Here is a 14,713-nt window from a genome sequence, read left to right on the forward strand (position 1 = left end):
GGCTGTATGGTGCAATTCCATGGAAGAAACACGGGTCAATTCCACCGGCCCGGGCGCGGCCCCGGACCCGGAGCCGACGGCGTCCGGGGCGGCGGAGGTGCTCGGGCAGGACCTGCACGTGGAACTGGCGGCCGCGGGCGGGCGCCGCACCGTGCTCATGAACGCCCTGCGGGAGGCGGTGCGGTCCGGTCGGCTCGCCCCCGGTACCCGGCTGCCGCCCTACCGCTCCCTCGCCGCCGACCTCGGCATCGCGCGCAACACCGTGGCCGAGGCGTACGGCGAACTGGTCGCCGAGGGCTGGCTCACCGCCCGGCAGGGGTCCGGTACCCGGGTGGCCCGCCGGGCGGAGCCGCTCGCACCCCGCCGCACCCGCCGGCAGCCACCGGGACCGGCAAGAACGCCCGCCCGTCCCACCCACAACCTCCGGCAGGGCCAACCGGAGGACGCCTCCTTCCCGCGCGGCTCCTGGCTGGCCTCGGCGCGGCGGGCGGTGAGCGCCGCACCCAACGAGGCGTTCGGGCCGGGCGACCCGCAGGGCCGCATCGAGTTGCGCCGCGCCCTGACCGACTACCTGGCCCGCGCCCGCGGCGTGCGCACGAGCCCCGAACGCATCGTCATCTGCTCCGGGTTCGCCCATGCGCTGCGGCTGCTCGCCGGCGCGGTGCTGCCGGGCCCGATCGCCGTCGAGTCCTACGGCCTGCCCTTCCACCGCGCGCTGCTGGCCACCGCGCCGGTGGCCACGACGCCCCTGTCGCTCGACGAAAGCGGCGCCCGCGTCGCGGAGTTGGCGGCTCTCCCGCAGGTGCGGACCGCGTTGCTCACCCCGGCACACCAGTTCCCCACCGGGGGGCCGCTGGAGCCGGAGCGGCGCACGGCGGTCGTCGACTGGGCCCGCGGCGTGGGCGGGCTCCTCCTGGAGGACGACTACGACGGGGAGTTCCGCTACGACCGCAAGCCGGTGGGCGCCGTGCAGGGGCTCGACCCCGACCGGGTGCTCTATCTCGGCTCGGCCAGCAAGAGCCTGTCCCCCGCCGTGCGACTGGGCTGGATGGTGCTGCCCGACCACCTCGTCGACGACGTGCTCGCCGTCAAGGGCGAACGGGAGGGCTGGACCGGCGTCCTGGACCAACTGACCCTGGCCGATCTGATCGCCTCCGGGGGCTACGACCGCCATATCCGCCGCATGCGCCAGCGCTACCGGCGCCGCCGCGACCAGCTCCTCACCGCACTGGAGCGGCATGCCCCGCACGTCCACGCGACCGGCATCTCGGCGGGCCTGCACGCCGTGCTGCGGCTCCCCCCGGGCACCGAGCGCTCGGCGGTCAAGGCGGCGGCCTGGCAGGGCATCGCGCTGGACGGGCTGGCCTCCTTCCGCCACCCGGCGGCGACCATGCCCGCACCGGACGGCCTGGTAGTCGGCTACGCCACCCCCTCCGACCACGCCTGGACCCCGGCCCTCGACGCACTCGTACGCGCCCTGCCGCCGCCGCTCGAACCGTCCGGCCCGGAGTCCGCGGCCACCGGGACCGACGCCGAGCCGGACGTACACGGGTGACCGATCACGGGCGACACCGCACCGCGGCCTACGCCGAGGAACGGACACCGAGCACCGGAGACCGGACGCCGGACACCGATGGCGCGGCACCCCGGACCTTGTGGCTCCGCGGTTGCGGGCAGGCCGGGTTCGCGACTGGACCGTACGGAGTCATGCACTCCATGCCGAACCGCCACCAATCCAGCTGCCACGCTGTAGCCACCTCGCTACACTCGGAAGTTCTTGCGAACCGGGGTGAGTTGCGAGCAGGGGGCGGTGCGTGTCGTTCGAGGACGAGTGGGCGCAGCACAAGGAGGCGGGGGCACAACGGGCCGTTCGGATGCGGCTCAATCAGACACCTGACGGTGACTACCGTCCCGGAAGGCACGAGCCGCCGGGACGGAAAGAGCAGCTGAGGATGACGACAGGTCAGCTGATCGACTCCTCCTGGGGGATGCTTCAGCTGCGGGACCTGACGTACAACGGGCTGGACGCGCTTGTGACGGAGTTGTCGGAACAGCGCGGTATGGCCGGCGACGACGATGCGGGTCACGCATTCGCGACCGGCTACAACAAGGCGGCGCGTACCGTGGTGGACAAGCTCAGCTTCGTCTCCTTGGTGATGAGTGGCGGTGCCGGGGCCCTGCTCGATACTGCTGTGGAATTCCTCAAGAACGAGGACGACACCGCCAGGCGGCTGCTCCAGGCCACGGACAGCCCTTCCGCAGGGGTGGCGCCACAGCCGCCGCCCGTGGATTGCAGCCCTCGCCCCAGCCGCAGCGGAGAGGAGCTGCCCGAGATCGAAGGCGAGACAGGCCAATGGGACCGCTGGGTGGAAAACGAGAAGTTCCGCGGAGGCCCGGACAAGCTCCGTAAAGTTGCCGGAACCTGGCGTGCGGCGCAACGGCTGCTCGTCGACGCTTTTCATGAGGCGCAGGGGTGCTGGTACGGAGCCCATCTCGGGCAGGAGGGTCTCACCGCCGACGCTGTCGAAAAGTTCTTCAAGAGGTTCATCGGTCAGGAGAGCGAACCCCCCGACACAGTCTCGGAGGATACGGAGCTGATGGCCAATCTTCCGGCAGCGTGCGCCACTCTCGCAAAAGCCTGCGACGCCTACGCCGACCACATCGAAAGCTGCCGCCGACAGGAAGCGCTGGACCGTGACCCACTCCTCGGCGGAGGTTCGTGGAACCCCATGGACAACCCTCGCTGGGGCGGCAACGGAGAGGACGGCGGTCTCCACGACAAGGTCTCGGGCGACGCGGCAATCACCCGCCTCGCACACGTGGCACCCGCCTTGGACCACTCCCAGAAACGGGTGGTCATTCCGCGCCCCGATCCAGGGCCGTCGCTGCCCGGACTCCCCGGCTTCCCCCTCCCCCTGGTCCGCGTCCCCACCCTGGTGCCGGCCGCCGCTTTCGGTGCTCCGAAGCCCGGGGAGCCCCGCCGCCCACCGATAGGTCCGCCCCATCCGCCCGATCCCCGCTTCCCCCGGCTTTCACCAGGAGAGCAGAAGAACTTCCGCACCTGGTTGCAGTCGCTGAACGAGGGCCACATCTCGGGTGGGAAGCCTGCGGAGGTCGCCTACCAGAAGAGGATCGCCGGATACCCCGAGTATGAAGTGCCGATCCCGAAGGGGATCAGTCCTCGGAGCACTCTCATGGTGGACGGCTTCCGGGCGACGGACGGTATGGCTGTCGAGGCCAAGTTCGTGAACAGACCTGATGAGCAGTGCTACCGGAGACTGGAAGACCTGAGAAAGAGCCACAACGACGGGAAGAAAGATTTCCTCTACGAAAAGGACCGCGGAGAACTACGAAAATATGCTGCGGCGCTGGGAGACCCGCGCAACAAGGAGATGAGGGGAGTTGAGACGGTGACCAACAACAGAGATTCTGTCCCCTACTGGCGCGTGATGATGGCCGCCTATGGCGTCAAAGGGTACGCGCGCTACGTGCCTTGAGCAGAGATGTGGCGAACAATGAGGTGTTCTTGTGTCAGAGGTCGATGTCACCCAGATCCGCACCATGTACGTTTTCGGACCCGAACGCAGTGAAGAGTGGGATGGATTTTTCGAGTATCTTCCGGAGGCACTTCAGGAACGGAGATCCGGGGAGTTCGTACGCGTTGATCGGCACGATTCAGGGCCGGGTCCGCTCGGAACGTGGATGACGTTTGGGTTCACTCTAGAAGAAGAAGTTTTCGAATGTAATGCGCGGCCCTCGCCTCCGGGCGTGGCGATCAAAGAAGCGACGTCAGCGGATGCGGCCGCCTTCCTTGGATGGCTTCGTGGTCGCGTCGTACCGACGGAGGCATCTCTTACCTTCAATACCGAGTGGGGCCTGGAGGAGCACATTCCTGATCAAGGTCTTTCCCACACCTCCCCTTCTGATTCCATCCGCCTGTTCGAGGAACATCTGCGGGAAGTAGTCGTGGCAGCCGACGAATAGCCACCCGTACACTCCAGTTCCCGTCAGGCCGACAGTGGAAGTCTCCACTCGGATCCGGAAACACAGTCGAGTCCCCTTCCGGGGCACTGCGATCAGTCACGCTATTGGGAGCACTGGTGAGCGCCTCTGCCCCGGACACCAAGCGTTGGCCCACCTCTGTGGCCATTCACCAGCTCACAGAAACCACTCGGCAGCCCGCTCCTCGGCAAAGATCTTGGACTCGTGCTTGCCGTTGCGGGCACCGTCGGCCCGCCATCGGACGATGTGCGAGATCCCTCCGCCGTCGCACCCGCGGCCCTGGCTGTGAGACATGAGGCGCACGGCAGCCGTGGGGCCTGCACACACGGTGCACGGATTCGAGCACGAAGAAGCCCTCCTGAACCGCGTTTCCGCAGATCAGGAGGGCTTTCCCGGGTGGAGCCAAGGGGAGTCGAACCCCTGACATCTGCCATGCAAAGACAGCGCTCTACCAACTGAGCTATGGCCCCTTCGCGCACCAGGGTACCGGCTCCCGGAGACGAATTCCGACCGGGTATCGCCCCGCCCCTGCCGCCGTCCGTAGGATGCACGGCAAGTTCGCGCGAGCGAAGCACCACAGGGCAGCCCAGGGGAGACGCCATGGACGCAGCAGCACAGGACCCGACGGCGAAGGCGCGCGAGCTCCAGAGTCAGTGGTACGGCGAGCCGTTGGGTACTCTCTTCCGCCGTCTGATCGAGGACCTGGGGCTCAACCAGGCCCGCCTCGCGACGGTGCTCGGACTGTCCGCGCCTATGCTTTCGCAGCTCATGAGCGGGCAGCGGGCAAAGATCGGGAACCCGGCCGTCGTCCAGCGCGTCCAGGCCCTCCAGGAGCTGGCCGCCGAGGTGGCGCGCGGTGACATCAGCGCCGCCGACGCGACCAACCGGATGGACGAGATCCGCCGGACCGCGGGCGGCAGTGTGCTCAACAACACCTCGCAGACCGCCTCCTCCGGCGCCTCCCAGACTCCGGTCAAGCGGGTCGTACGGGAGATCCAGGCCCTGCTGCGGTCGGTGTCGGACGCCGCCGACATCATCGAGGCGTCCGACGCACTCGCCGCCTCCCACCCGGAACTGGCAGAGTTCCTCCGGGTCTACGGCGCGGGCCGCACCTCCGACGCGGTCAAGCACTACGAGGCGCACCAGAGCTGATCACCACGAGCCGTACCGCGGGACAGCAGGACCGCGGGAGAGCGCGGAAGCAAGGGGCGGGCGCGAGCACCATGGGTGAGATCTTCGCCGGCAGGTACGAGCTGGTCGATCCGATCGGACGCGGCGGCGCCGGCCTGGTCTGGCGCGCCTGGGACCACCGGCGCAGGCGGTACGTGGCCGCCAAGGTGCTCCAGCAGTCCGACGCCCACACCCTGCTGCGCTTCGTCCGCGAACAGTCCCTGCGCATCGACCACCCGCACGTGCTGGCCCCGGCGAGCTGGGCGGCCGACGACGAGCAGGTCCTGTTCACGATGGACCTGGTCAGGGGCGGATCGCTGGCCCATCTCGTCGGCGACTACGGCGCACTGCCCCCCACGTTCGTGTGCACCCTGCTCGATCAGCTCCTCTCCGGCCTGGCCGCCGTGCACGCCGAGGACGTGGTGCACCGGGACATCAAACCGGCGAACATCCTGCTGGACTGCACCGGCACGGGCCGTCCGCACCTGCGGCTGTCCGACTTCGGCATCTCCATGCGCAAGGGCGAGCCCCGCCTGACCGAGACCAACTACGTCGTCGGCACGCCGGGCTACTTCGCGCCCGAGCAGATGCTGGAGGCGGAGGCGGACTTCGCCTCGGACCTGTACGCGGTGGGGCTGGTGGGGCTCTATCTGGTCACCGGCCGGAAGCCCGACGCGCAGGCGCTGTTCGAGGAGTACGAGCACGGGATGCCCGCGGCACCCGAGGGGGTGGCCGAGCCGCTGTGGCAGGTGCTGGGCCAGTTGCTGCAGCCCGATCCAGCGGTGCGCTTCCGCACCGCGACAGGCGCCCGCAAGGCCCTGGCCGCAGCCGCCGAGCTGCTGGACGGGGACGCGACGGTGGAGCAGGAGGCCGTCGAGGTCTTCGACCACATCGGCCCGCTGCCGGAGGGGTTCGGCCCCGACGGACCGCTGGACTCCGCCTCCCCGGGCCCGGACACCGCCGCCGGGAGCGCAACGGCCCGGACGGCCGCCGGGAGCACGACCGGGACTGCCGGGAGCACCACGGGGACTGCTGCCGGGACGGCCGCCGGGAGCGGCACGACCGGGACGGCCACCGAGGAGACCGCCACCGGTACGGAAGCTGCGGCCGCCCCGGCACCGGAGACCGCGCCCGCTCCGCAGCCGTCGGACACCGGGAGCTTTCCCCTGCAGCCGCCCGCGCCGGTACCCGCCGCGGCCGCCACCGCCGGGCAGCCTGCGCCGCAGCAGCCGAATACGCCACCGACGGCGCCCCCGCGGCCCGGTCCGTACCCCGCCGCGGACCAGGGCACCCGCGCCTATCCGGCGTACGGGTATCCGCCGGGGCAGCCGGGGCAGCCGGGGCAGCCAGGACAGCCAGGACAGGTGGTGCCCGTGCAGGCACCGGCCCCCGCGCGCAGGCCCGGCCCGCCGCTCAAGGTGGCGGTGCCGATGCTGCTCGTCGCGCTCCTCTGCCTGGCCACAGGCGTCTGGGCGCTCTCCGCTGCGGCGTGACCCGCGGCCCTCCCTCTCCCCGGGCTCTCCGGGGAGAGGGTCACTTGCCGCTCGCCTCGGCGAGGGTGTGGGCGACCAGGGCGTTGGCGTGGCCGTGGCCCAGGCCGTGTTCGGTCTTGAGCCAGGTCACGAGTTCCATGTGCTTGGTCAGCGGCGAGGTACGGATGAGCTCCTTCCATTCGGCGACCGGCCGGCCGTACTTCTTCTCGATGGCGGGGAAGTAGCTCGCGGGGCCCTTCGCGGGTGTGGTCATGGCGGTTCCGTTCTGTGTGGTGGTGGAGTCAGGCGGACGGGGTGGTGCGCTCGTGGCGCAGCAGGACCACTTGGGAGTCGAAGGTCCTGGTCCCGGCCAGGGTCAGGTCGATGCGCTGCTGAGGAGTGAAGACGGGCTTGCCGCCGCCGAGCAGGACGGGGTGCACGAAGATCTGGTACTCGTCGATCAGTTGGTGCTCGGTGAGGAAGCCGGCCAGCGTGGAGCCGCCGAACAGCAGCAGGTGTGCTCCGCTCTCCTTGAGAGCGGTCAACTGCCCGACGACGTCGGTGGTGACGACGCGGGTGTTCCAGTCGGCCTCGGTCAGCGTCGAGGAGACGACCACCTTGGACGCCTTGCGCCAGACGGGCGCGAACGCGAGGTCGTGCTCGTGGGTGGAGAACTCCTCGGCGCGGGGCCAGTAGCCGGACATCATGTCCCACACCACGCGGCCGTACAGGAAGATGTCGGCGCTGTCGGTGAGGGCCTGGGAGTAGGCGGACAGTTCGCCGTCCATGCGGGGCCAGTCGAACTCGCCGTTCGGGCCCTCGATGAAGCCGTCCAGTGACTGGTGCACGAAGTGCGTGATCTTGCCCATGAGTACCGGATCTCCCTCGGCGACGGTGTCCGGACGGCCACCGACCGCCCTTGTGTACGATGTCCACATTCAGAGGGTGGAGTGATCCGCATCACTTCGGCACCCGGAAGAGATCCTAGACGACCTAAGTGGATGCTGTCCACATTGGAGGTGGCGGCCATGGCGGCAACCGGTGGCGAGAAGCCCAAACGGGACACCTACCGGCACGGCGACCTGCGCAACGCCCTGCTCGAGGCCGCCCTCGAACTCGCCCGCCAAGGCGGCCCGGAGGCCGTCGTGCTGCGCGCCGCCACCCGGCAGGCCGGGGTCGTCCCCAACGCCGCCTACCGCCACTTCGCCGACCGGGACGCGCTGCTGCACGCCGTCTCCCAGGCGGCCATGGCCCGGGTCGCCCGCACCATGGAGGCCGAACAGGCAGCCGTGCCGCCGGCCGAGGACCCGGCGGCCGCCGCCCGGGCCCGCTTCCGTGCCGTCGGCACCGGCTATCTGCGCTTCGCACAGGAGGAACCCGGCCTGTTCCGCACGGCCTTCCACGTCCCCGGCGACATGACCCACGCCGCGGCCGGCACCGCCGCGGGCGCCACCGGAAAGACCCCCTTCGAGCTGCTCGGCGAGGCCCTCGACGGACTCGTGGACGCCGGACTCCTGGCCGAGGACCGGCGCCCCGGCGCCGAGTTCCTCGCCTGGTCGGCCGTCCACGGGCTCGCCGTCCTCCTCATCGACGGCCCCCTGCGCGGCCTCCACCCCACCCAGACGCACGACGCGGGCCAGCACGTCATCGACATGATCGAACGCGGCATCTGACGGCACCGGGCACGGCGCAGCCCTCGGCATCCTCGACCCGCCGGACGGGCTCTAGCCCTGCGGAGGGCCCCCGTGCGGAGCGTAGTGCGGGAGCGAGCCGGCCGGGCCGTAGGGGCCGGGCACCGGGTACCCGGCCGTGCGGGCCCGGCGGCGGGCCAGCAGCAGCCAGAGGGCGAGGACGAGGAGCAGCGCCACGCCCGCACCGATACCGGCCCAGCCCACGGTGCGCAGGGTCGCACTGTGCTCGGCCTGGGCCTCGGTCAGCCCCTTCTCGGCCATCTCGCGGTCCCGTCCGGAGACCCCGAACCCGGCCGCGGCGACGTCCCCGTCGTACTCCGGGCCCTGCTGCGCCCTGCCTCTGACGTCGATCCGCAGGGTGACCGGGGTGCCGTCGGGGAACGGCGTGGCCATGTCCGGGCCGACGGTGACGGCCACGTAGTACCAGCCCGCGAAGCGGGTCCCGGAGGCGGCGTCGAGGAAGCGGTTCTCGTAGCGGACCGGGTTGCTGTAGCGGTCGAACTTGGCTCCGTCGCCGTCCCAGCCCTGGAAGTCCTCGTCGTAGAGCGGGGTGCGCGCCGGGTTGTAGACGTTCATCCGGAAGCCGTGCGGCACATACCGGCTCCCGGTCCCGGACCCGGACCGCCGCGCGGAGTTGGGCAGTTCCGTGCGTGCGTACAGCCGCTGGCCCCAGTCGACGGGCACCCGGAACCAGCGGGTCTCCCCGGCGCGGACGCGGTCCTTCCACACCCCGTCCCCGAGTGCCCGGGCGTCGTTGAAGCCGGTACCGCCGGTGCGGTTCTCCGCCGGACCCGAGGGCGGTGCGGGGCGGGTGTTGTGGGCGTCGGTCTCCTTCTCGGCGCCCGGCCGGGGCGCGGGAATGCCGCCCTTGAGGCCGGGCTCCGCCATGACCGACAGCTCCAGCGGCCAGGAGCTCGGATCGGAGTTGTCGCCCTCCTCGCGGACGACATGGACCAGGTAGGGCCCCGCGGCGCGGCAGTCCTCGTCCGCGGGGTCGCCCATCAGCCGGGAGGCGGTGGCGGCCAGCGGGAAGGCGGTGTCGCCGTTCCCGGCGGCCGACCCCTCGGAGCAGGAGTCCCCGTCGGTGTTCTGCAGCGTCACCTTGAGGCCGTCCTGGAAGGTGACCCTGGACCCCGGTTCCGGTACGGCGGTCGCGGTCACATGGAAGTCGGCCTTCGCGTCCAGGTCGAGCGCGTAGTACTTCTCCTGACCCGGCCGGATCCGGTCGGTGAACAGGCCGGGCGCCACCTCGGGCGCGTCCGCGCTGCTCGCCGCGCCGGTGATCCGCTGTGCGTCGGCGGCCGGTTCGTAGGCCCGCGGGGTGCCCGCCGCCCACGCCGGCGGTGCGGTCAGGCCGCCCAGGACTCCGGCGGCCAGGCACAGTACGGCGGCCGACGTGGCGGCGCGGGCCGCACGGCCGCTCCCGTGCCCGTGCCCGCGTCCGCGTCCGCGTCCGCGCTGGTGTCCGTCGCCCTGTCGGGGCCCGGCTCCGGGCGCGGCTCCGGGCCTGGCTCCGGGCGCGGCTGCGCGCCCGTCCCCACCGTCCCGGCCACGCCCGTCACAACCGTCACTCTCGTCACACCCGTCGTGCCACGTCACCACGTTCCGCCCCTCGTCGCCGTCGCGCTCCGAACCCTGGCACGGCGCCGCAGCGCGTACCCCAACCCGCCCGCCGCGAGCAGCACGGCCGCGGCGCCACCGGCGGCCGCGACCGCCGGATGCGGTCCTCCCGCCGCGCGCTGCACGCTGCCCGCCGTCCCGCTTCCGGCGGACGTCTCCCCGCCGTGCCCGTCCGCCGCTCCTCCGGCACCGGCGTACGGGGCGTCGTGCTCGGGGCCCTGCTTCCGGCGGCCCTTGACGTCGACGCGCAGGACCACCCGGACCGCGGCGTGCGCGGCGATGCGGTCGGTCCCGGCGCCCAGCGTGACCGCGACGTAGTAGTCGCCGCCGCGCCGCACCGGGCGTACGGAACCGGCGGGCTCCGTGCGGTTCCGCCACGAGACCGGCACGGTACCGTGCGAGACCTTCACCGGCTCGCCCCGGTAGGGGCGGCGGGTGGTGAACTCCGTACCGCCCGGGACCGGGAGCCGTCCGGGCGCGTACAGCTCCGTCCACACGGACGACGAGGGGACGCTGCCGCTCCGCGGGCGCTCGGGCTCGTTGGCGAACTCCACGTCGTAGCGGAGCTGCTGGTTCCAGCCCACCGGAACCCGGTACCAGCGGGTCTGGGCCGGGACCAGGGTGTCCCGCCACACGCCGGCGCGCAGCTTCTTCGCGTCGTTGAATCCGGTGCCGCCCTCGATGTCCCGGGGCGCGCCCGTCGGCAGGGCCGCGTCCGCGCCGCCCTGCCCGTAGCCGGTCTCGGCGCGGGCGGGCGCTGCCCCGCGGGGCAGCGCCCGCTCGGTGCCGAGCCGCAGCTCCACGGGCCAGCGCGCCCGGTCGGAGTCCGCGGCGGTGGTGCGGGTCAGCTCGAAGGTGAAGCGTCCGGGCCGGTCGCAGGAGCGGTCGCCGTCCCCGTCGGGAATCCGGCTGACGGCCGCGGTGACGGGGACGCCGCCCTCGTCCTGCGCGAACCAGGAGCGGTCGTCGCCGCACCGGCTGCCGTCGGAGCTGCGCATCGTCAGCTCCAGGCCGTCCGAGCTGCCGACGCGGGCGCCGGGCGCGGGCACTCCGGTGGCGGCGAGGTCCACGGCCCGCGCGCCGGAACCGGGGCCGAGTTCGGTGCTGTACCAGCGGGTCTCCCCGGGCCCGATGGTGTCCAGGTACTGGCCGGGGGCACGCAGCGCCGGGGCATCGGCCGCGGAGCGGGCTCCGGTGACCCGCCGGCCCTCGAACCGGTAGCCGGCCGCCGACTGCCGTCCGGCACGCTCCAGTTCGCGGGCCAGGTCCTCGGCCTCCGGCGCGTCGTAGTACGTCCCGTGCCCGGCCTCGGCGATGCACTCCAGCTCCCTGCGTGCCTCGCCGCGCACCTGGAAGCCGATGGCGTCGATCCGCAGGTCCAGGCCGTCCCGGGCGAGCTCCTCGGCGACCTCGCACGGCTCCGGGTCCCCGCAGGTGTCCTCGCCGTCCGAGACCAGCACGATCGTGCGGCGGCCCAGGGTGTCGCGCGGCGGGTCGGGCAGGTCGTCGGCGGCCTTCCGGAGCGCCGGGCCGATCGGGGTCTCCCCCTTGGGCCGCACCGCGGAGACGGCCTTCTTGATCCCCGCCCGGTCCAGTGCACCGACCGGTTCGACGAGCCGGGTGTCGGTGCAGCTCGCGGCCCGGTCGGCGCCGTAGACGCGCAATCCGGTGGGGTAGCCGTCGGGGAGGCTGTCGACGAGCGTGCCCACCGCGTCCCGGGCGGAGTCCATCCGGGTCCCGCCGGAGCCGTCCTCCCGGGCCATGGAGCCCGAGGAGTCCAGCACGATCTGCAGCGCACGGGTGCCGCTCCCGGGGGCGTCCCGGGCGGCCGGAGCGGCCGGGGCCGCGGCGGCGGTGGGTGCCGCCGACAGCCCGGCGAGGAGGGCGAGCAGCAGCCCTCCGGGCACCCGTCTGGGCATGCCTCCGGTCCGGCGCCTCCGCGCAGTGCGCATGCTCTTCTCCCCCTTCACCCCGGACAGCTTTGCTCAAGCACGGTATTGCTTTGCAAGAGCAAGCATCAAGAGGAGAGGTGTCACGGTACAGCAACAGCGGAGGCCCTGCTGCCGACCCTGCGCCTCCCGGCACGCTCAGCGCCCAAGAACCGCATTCCACACGCTCATTGCCGGGTCAGCCGACTGGACGGACACCCCTTCCGGGCAGCCGGCACATGACGGAGGCCCTGGCCGCCGTCGGCGGCCAGGGCCTCTCGTTGCTGTTCGCTGGGGCTACACGCCCGAACCTGCGGGCACGGAGTCGGTCGCCTCCGTCCACAGATCCTGCTCGGCGCGATCCGCCTGGATCTGGCGGTACACGAGGAGACCGCCGATGGCGGCCAGTGCGACCAGGAAAAGCTTCTTCACCGCGCTACCTCGTCCTTCTTAGACATTGGGACCTCTTAGGCGGCCGATGATACCCAACCACCTCTTCCGACAGCCGGGTCGGCCCGCCCACCCCGACGCGCGCTCAGACCGTCCGCGCACGCTTCTTCCGCGCGGCGGCGGAACGCTCCGCCAACTGGATCCGCCGCTCGGCGCCCGGCACCCCGGCCGCCAGTTGCCGGCCGCGCTCCCGCTCGGCGTTGAACTCGGCACCGAGCACGACGGCCAGATTGGTCAGCCACAGCCACACCAGGAAGACCACGACCCCGCCGAGCGTCCCGTACGTCTCGTTGTACGAGCCGAAGTTCGCCGCGTAGAAGGCGAAGCCGGCGGAGGCGACCAGCCAGACCCCCAGCGCCAGCACGGCCCCCGGCAGCACCGCGGAGGGCCCGGGCAGCCGCACGTTGGGCGCGGCGTAGTACAGCCCGGCGACGATCACCACGACGACCAGTACCAGCACCGGCCACTTGGCCCACTCCCAGGCGGTCACCGCCGCGTGCCCGACGCCCAGCGCCTTCCCGGTCCGCTCCGCCACCGGGCCGCTGACCACCAATCCGACCAGCACCACCGCCATGAGCAGCACCGCGGCGGCGGTCACCAGGAGCTGCACGGGGCGCAGCGTGCGGAAGGGGCGACCCTCCTGCACCTCGTAGATGACGTTCGAGGCCCGGACGAAGGCGCCGACGTACCCCGAGGCCGTCCACAGCGCCCCCAGGACACCGACGGCCAGCAGCACCGACGGGGTGCCGGAGCCGGAGGAGGCCATGGACTCGATCGGCTTCTTGAACGTCTCGGCGGCGGACGCCGGACCGATCGTGTCGACCAGGTCGTTCAGGGTGTCGACGATCTTCTCGCGGCTCATCACCAGACTGATCAGCGAGACCAGCGCGATCAGTGCGGGGAAGACCGACAGCACCGCGTAGTAGGTGAGCGCGGCGGCCACGTCGGTGAGGCCGTCCTCCTTGAACTCGGCCGCGGTGCGCTTGAGCGTCTGGCCGAGCGTCCCGCTGCGCGGGTGCGGCGGCCCGGTGGGCAGCCGTCCGGCTGCGGCCTCCGCATCCGCGGCCTCGGCGCCGGTGGCCTCGGCGCCCGCGGTCCCGGCTCCACGTCCGGCCTCGGGCCCCGGCTCGGTACCGTTTGCAGGGGCGTCGCCGGGGCCGTTGTCGTGCGCGGGGCCGCGCGGGGGGCCGCCGTCGGGCTCAGGGACGTGCGCGGGGCCGCCGTCGGGCTCGGGGCCGCCGTCGAGCCCGGGTTCGGCTCCACGTCCGGCCTCCGCATCCGCCTCCGCTTCGGACTCGGGCCGGTCGGGCTCCGGGCCGGTCTCCGGATCGGGTCCGGTCATCGCAGCGCTCCGCTCGCCAGGAGGCGCCCAGCGGCGCCGACAGCAGGACGGGGCTACCGGTACCAGACCAGGGACGGGACCAAACGTCGCAGTGTGCGGTCCCGCTCACGCGCCGTCCGCCCCCGGAGGGGTACCGGCCGCGCGAACCCGGCGGGACAGCCGGACGAGAGGGCAACCGGACCGAGGGCGCCGTGGACGTGCCGAGGACGTGCCGAGGACGCAGTCGAAAAGCGGAAGGCCCGGCGCCTCTTCCGAGGGGCCGGGCCTTCCGTCGCTGTGCGGCTACCAGGACTTGAACCTGGGGCCTCTTCCTTATCAGGGAAGCGCTCTAACCGTCTGAGCTATAGCCGCGCGCTGCACAGAAAGGTTAGCGCACTTCAGCCGTGGTCCCAAATCGGTTCCCGGGCAGCCGGAGCGGGACCGCGGCGGGGCCTACTCGTCCTCCGCGAGGGTGAGCTCGACACCGCCGACGAAGCCGGCCGAGAGGTTGTAGACGAACGCCGCCAGCGTGGCCAGCGCGGTGGCCAGGACGACGTTGATCACGGCGATCAGGGAGGTGAAGAGCAGGACGCGGGGCAGCGAGAGGAACGTCTCCAGGTCGAAACCACTGCTGCCCTCCGCGCTGGTGGCCTCGCTGACCGTGCCGCCGATGCTGGAGAAGACACCCATCGCGTCCATCACCATCCACAGCACCGCGATCGCCACGATGGTGCAGACGCCCAGCGCCACCGCCAGCAGGAAGCTGACCTTCATCACCGACCACGGGTCGGCCTTGGCCACCCGCAGCCGGGCCTTGCGCGTCCGCGGCACCGTGCGCGCCCCGGTACGGGGCTTGCGCACGGTGTCGGAGCCCCCGGACCGGCCGGAGTGCTCCGGCCGGTCCGCCGGGCCGGCCCGGCCCGGGTCCGGAGACGGATACGCCTGCGGCGGCCGGTGCGGCTGCTGCTCGGTCTGCGGCTGGGCCGGGGACGGGGGCTTTGCCTGCTGCTGCGCCTTCGGCTGCGGCTGAGCACCACTCACGCCCTGCTCCTAGTTGTC

At 72.1% G+C, this 14,713-nt stretch carries 14 protein-coding genes and 2 tRNA genes; 6 read left to right on the forward strand and 10 right to left on the reverse strand.

What is annotated here, in order from left to right; translation table 11 throughout:
- Positions 1-19 precede the first annotated feature (19 nt).
- From pdxR to BMX65_RS32415, 3 genes are all read left to right on the forward strand, one after another.
- Positions 20-1,555: a MocR-like pyridoxine biosynthesis transcription factor PdxR gene (pdxR, locus tag BMX65_RS05790; RefSeq protein ID WP_239502037.1), complete on the forward strand. Its 1,536-nt coding sequence runs from the start codon at positions 20-22 to the stop codon at positions 1,553-1,555.
- Between the two features lie 259 nt (positions 1,556-1,814).
- Positions 1,815-3,497 carry a restriction endonuclease fold toxin-2 domain-containing protein gene (locus BMX65_RS05795; RefSeq protein WP_074999045.1) on the forward strand — a complete coding sequence of 561 codons (1,683 nt, stop codon included), beginning with the start codon at positions 1,815-1,817 and terminating at the stop codon, positions 3,495-3,497.
- A gap of 31 nt (positions 3,498-3,528) precedes the next feature.
- Positions 3,529-3,984 carry a hypothetical protein gene (locus tag BMX65_RS32415; protein ID WP_143081808.1) on the forward strand — a complete coding sequence of 152 codons (456 nt, stop codon included), beginning with the start codon at positions 3,529-3,531 and terminating at the stop codon, positions 3,982-3,984.
- Positions 3,985-4,158: 174 nt separating this feature from the next.
- Here BMX65_RS32415 and BMX65_RS32725 read toward each other — a convergent pair whose 3' ends face one another.
- Complete coding sequence (locus BMX65_RS32725) at positions 4,159-4,296, reverse strand: hypothetical protein (RefSeq protein WP_162637665.1); 138 nt, start codon at positions 4,294-4,296, stop codon at positions 4,159-4,161.
- Between the two features lie 103 nt (positions 4,297-4,399).
- Positions 4,400-4,472 (reverse strand) — tRNA-Ala (locus tag BMX65_RS05800).
- Between the two features lie 130 nt (positions 4,473-4,602).
- Between BMX65_RS05800 and BMX65_RS05805 the strand changes: the two genes are divergently transcribed.
- A complete protein-coding gene (locus BMX65_RS05805; RefSeq protein WP_074999046.1) occupies positions 4,603-5,154 on the forward strand; it encodes a helix-turn-helix domain-containing protein in 552 nt (183 codons plus the stop codon).
- Between the two features lie 71 nt (positions 5,155-5,225).
- Positions 5,226-6,665: a serine/threonine-protein kinase gene (locus BMX65_RS05810; protein ID WP_074999047.1), complete on the forward strand. Its 1,440-nt coding sequence runs from the start codon at positions 5,226-5,228 to the stop codon at positions 6,663-6,665.
- A gap of 40 nt (positions 6,666-6,705) precedes the next feature.
- Here the strand turns inward: BMX65_RS05810 and BMX65_RS05815 are convergent, their stop codons facing one another.
- Together BMX65_RS05815 and BMX65_RS05820 are read right to left on the reverse strand one after the other, a co-directional pair.
- Complete coding sequence (locus BMX65_RS05815) at positions 6,706-6,918, reverse strand: DUF4287 domain-containing protein (protein ID WP_074999048.1); 213 nt, start codon at positions 6,916-6,918, stop codon at positions 6,706-6,708.
- A 28-nt stretch (positions 6,919-6,946) separates the two neighbouring features.
- Positions 6,947-7,513, reverse strand: coding sequence for a dihydrofolate reductase family protein (locus BMX65_RS05820; protein ID WP_074999049.1), 567 nt, complete (start codon positions 7,511-7,513; stop codon positions 6,947-6,949).
- A gap of 159 nt (positions 7,514-7,672) precedes the next feature.
- Here BMX65_RS05820 and BMX65_RS05825 point away from each other — a divergent pair, with 159 nt between their 5' ends.
- Positions 7,673-8,317, forward strand: coding sequence for a TetR/AcrR family transcriptional regulator (locus tag BMX65_RS05825; protein WP_074999050.1), 645 nt, complete (start codon positions 7,673-7,675; stop codon positions 8,315-8,317).
- Positions 8,318-8,368: 51 nt separating this feature from the next.
- On the opposite strand, the gene BMX65_RS05830 is transcribed toward BMX65_RS05825, so the two are convergent.
- From BMX65_RS05830 to BMX65_RS05855, 6 genes are all read right to left on the reverse strand, one after another.
- Positions 8,369-9,937 carry a hypothetical protein gene (locus BMX65_RS05830; protein WP_177214198.1) on the reverse strand — a complete coding sequence of 523 codons (1,569 nt, stop codon included), beginning with the start codon at positions 9,935-9,937 and terminating at the stop codon, positions 8,369-8,371.
- The gene (locus tag BMX65_RS05835; RefSeq protein WP_079171711.1) at positions 9,931-11,874 is read right to left on the reverse strand and encodes a vWA domain-containing protein; all 1,944 of its coding nucleotides are present in this window, start codon (positions 11,872-11,874) and stop codon (positions 9,931-9,933) included. Before BMX65_RS05835 ends, BMX65_RS05830 begins: the two co-directional genes overlap by 7 nt.
- 306 nt (positions 11,875-12,180) lie before the next feature.
- Positions 12,181-12,315 (reverse strand): DLW-39 family protein, encoded by a 135-nt coding sequence (locus BMX65_RS33150; RefSeq protein WP_019356762.1) that lies wholly within the window; start codon positions 12,313-12,315, stop codon positions 12,181-12,183.
- Between the two features lie 103 nt (positions 12,316-12,418).
- Positions 12,419-13,675: a YhjD/YihY/BrkB family envelope integrity protein gene (locus BMX65_RS05845; protein WP_074999051.1), complete on the reverse strand. Its 1,257-nt coding sequence runs from the start codon at positions 13,673-13,675 to the stop codon at positions 12,419-12,421.
- Between the two features lie 277 nt (positions 13,676-13,952).
- Positions 13,953-14,026: transfer RNA gene (locus tag BMX65_RS05850), tRNA-Ile, on the reverse strand.
- Positions 14,027-14,107: 81 nt separating this feature from the next.
- The gene (locus BMX65_RS05855; RefSeq protein WP_074999052.1) at positions 14,108-14,695 is read right to left on the reverse strand and encodes a DUF3566 domain-containing protein; all 588 of its coding nucleotides are present in this window, start codon (positions 14,693-14,695) and stop codon (positions 14,108-14,110) included.
- Positions 14,696-14,713 lie beyond the last annotated feature (18 nt).

The sequence above is a fragment of the Streptomyces qinglanensis genome, from assembly GCF_900111245.1.
GTDB classification, from domain to species: Bacteria; Actinomycetota; Actinomycetes; order Streptomycetales; family Streptomycetaceae; genus Streptomyces; species Streptomyces qinglanensis.

Excerpts from the sequence above, each read along its gene's own strand:
- BMX65_RS05815 (WP_074999048.1), bottom strand. The coding sequence starts at position 6,918 with ATGACCACACCCGCGAAGGGCCCCGCGAGCTACTTCCCCGCCATCGAG.
- BMX65_RS32725 (WP_162637665.1), bottom strand. The coding sequence starts at position 4,296 with ATGTCTCACAGCCAGGGCCGCGGGTGCGACGGCGGAGGGATCTCGCAC.
- BMX65_RS05845 (WP_074999051.1), bottom strand. The coding sequence starts at position 13,675 with ATGACCGGACCCGATCCGGAGACCGGCCCGGAGCCCGACCGGCCCGAG.
- BMX65_RS05835 (WP_079171711.1), bottom strand. The coding sequence starts at position 11,874 with ATGCCCAGACGGGTGCCCGGAGGGCTGCTGCTCGCCCTCCTCGCCGGG.
- BMX65_RS05810 (WP_074999047.1), top strand. The coding sequence starts at position 5,226 with ATGGGTGAGATCTTCGCCGGCAGGTACGAGCTGGTCGATCCGATCGGA.
- BMX65_RS05825 (WP_074999050.1), top strand. The coding sequence starts at position 7,673 with ATGGCGGCAACCGGTGGCGAGAAGCCCAAACGGGACACCTACCGGCAC.
- BMX65_RS05805 (WP_074999046.1), top strand. The coding sequence starts at position 4,603 with ATGGACGCAGCAGCACAGGACCCGACGGCGAAGGCGCGCGAGCTCCAG.
- pdxR (WP_239502037.1), top strand. The coding sequence starts at position 20 with ATGGAAGAAACACGGGTCAATTCCACCGGCCCGGGCGCGGCCCCGGAC.
- BMX65_RS05820 (WP_074999049.1), bottom strand. The coding sequence starts at position 7,513 with ATGGGCAAGATCACGCACTTCGTGCACCAGTCACTGGACGGCTTCATC.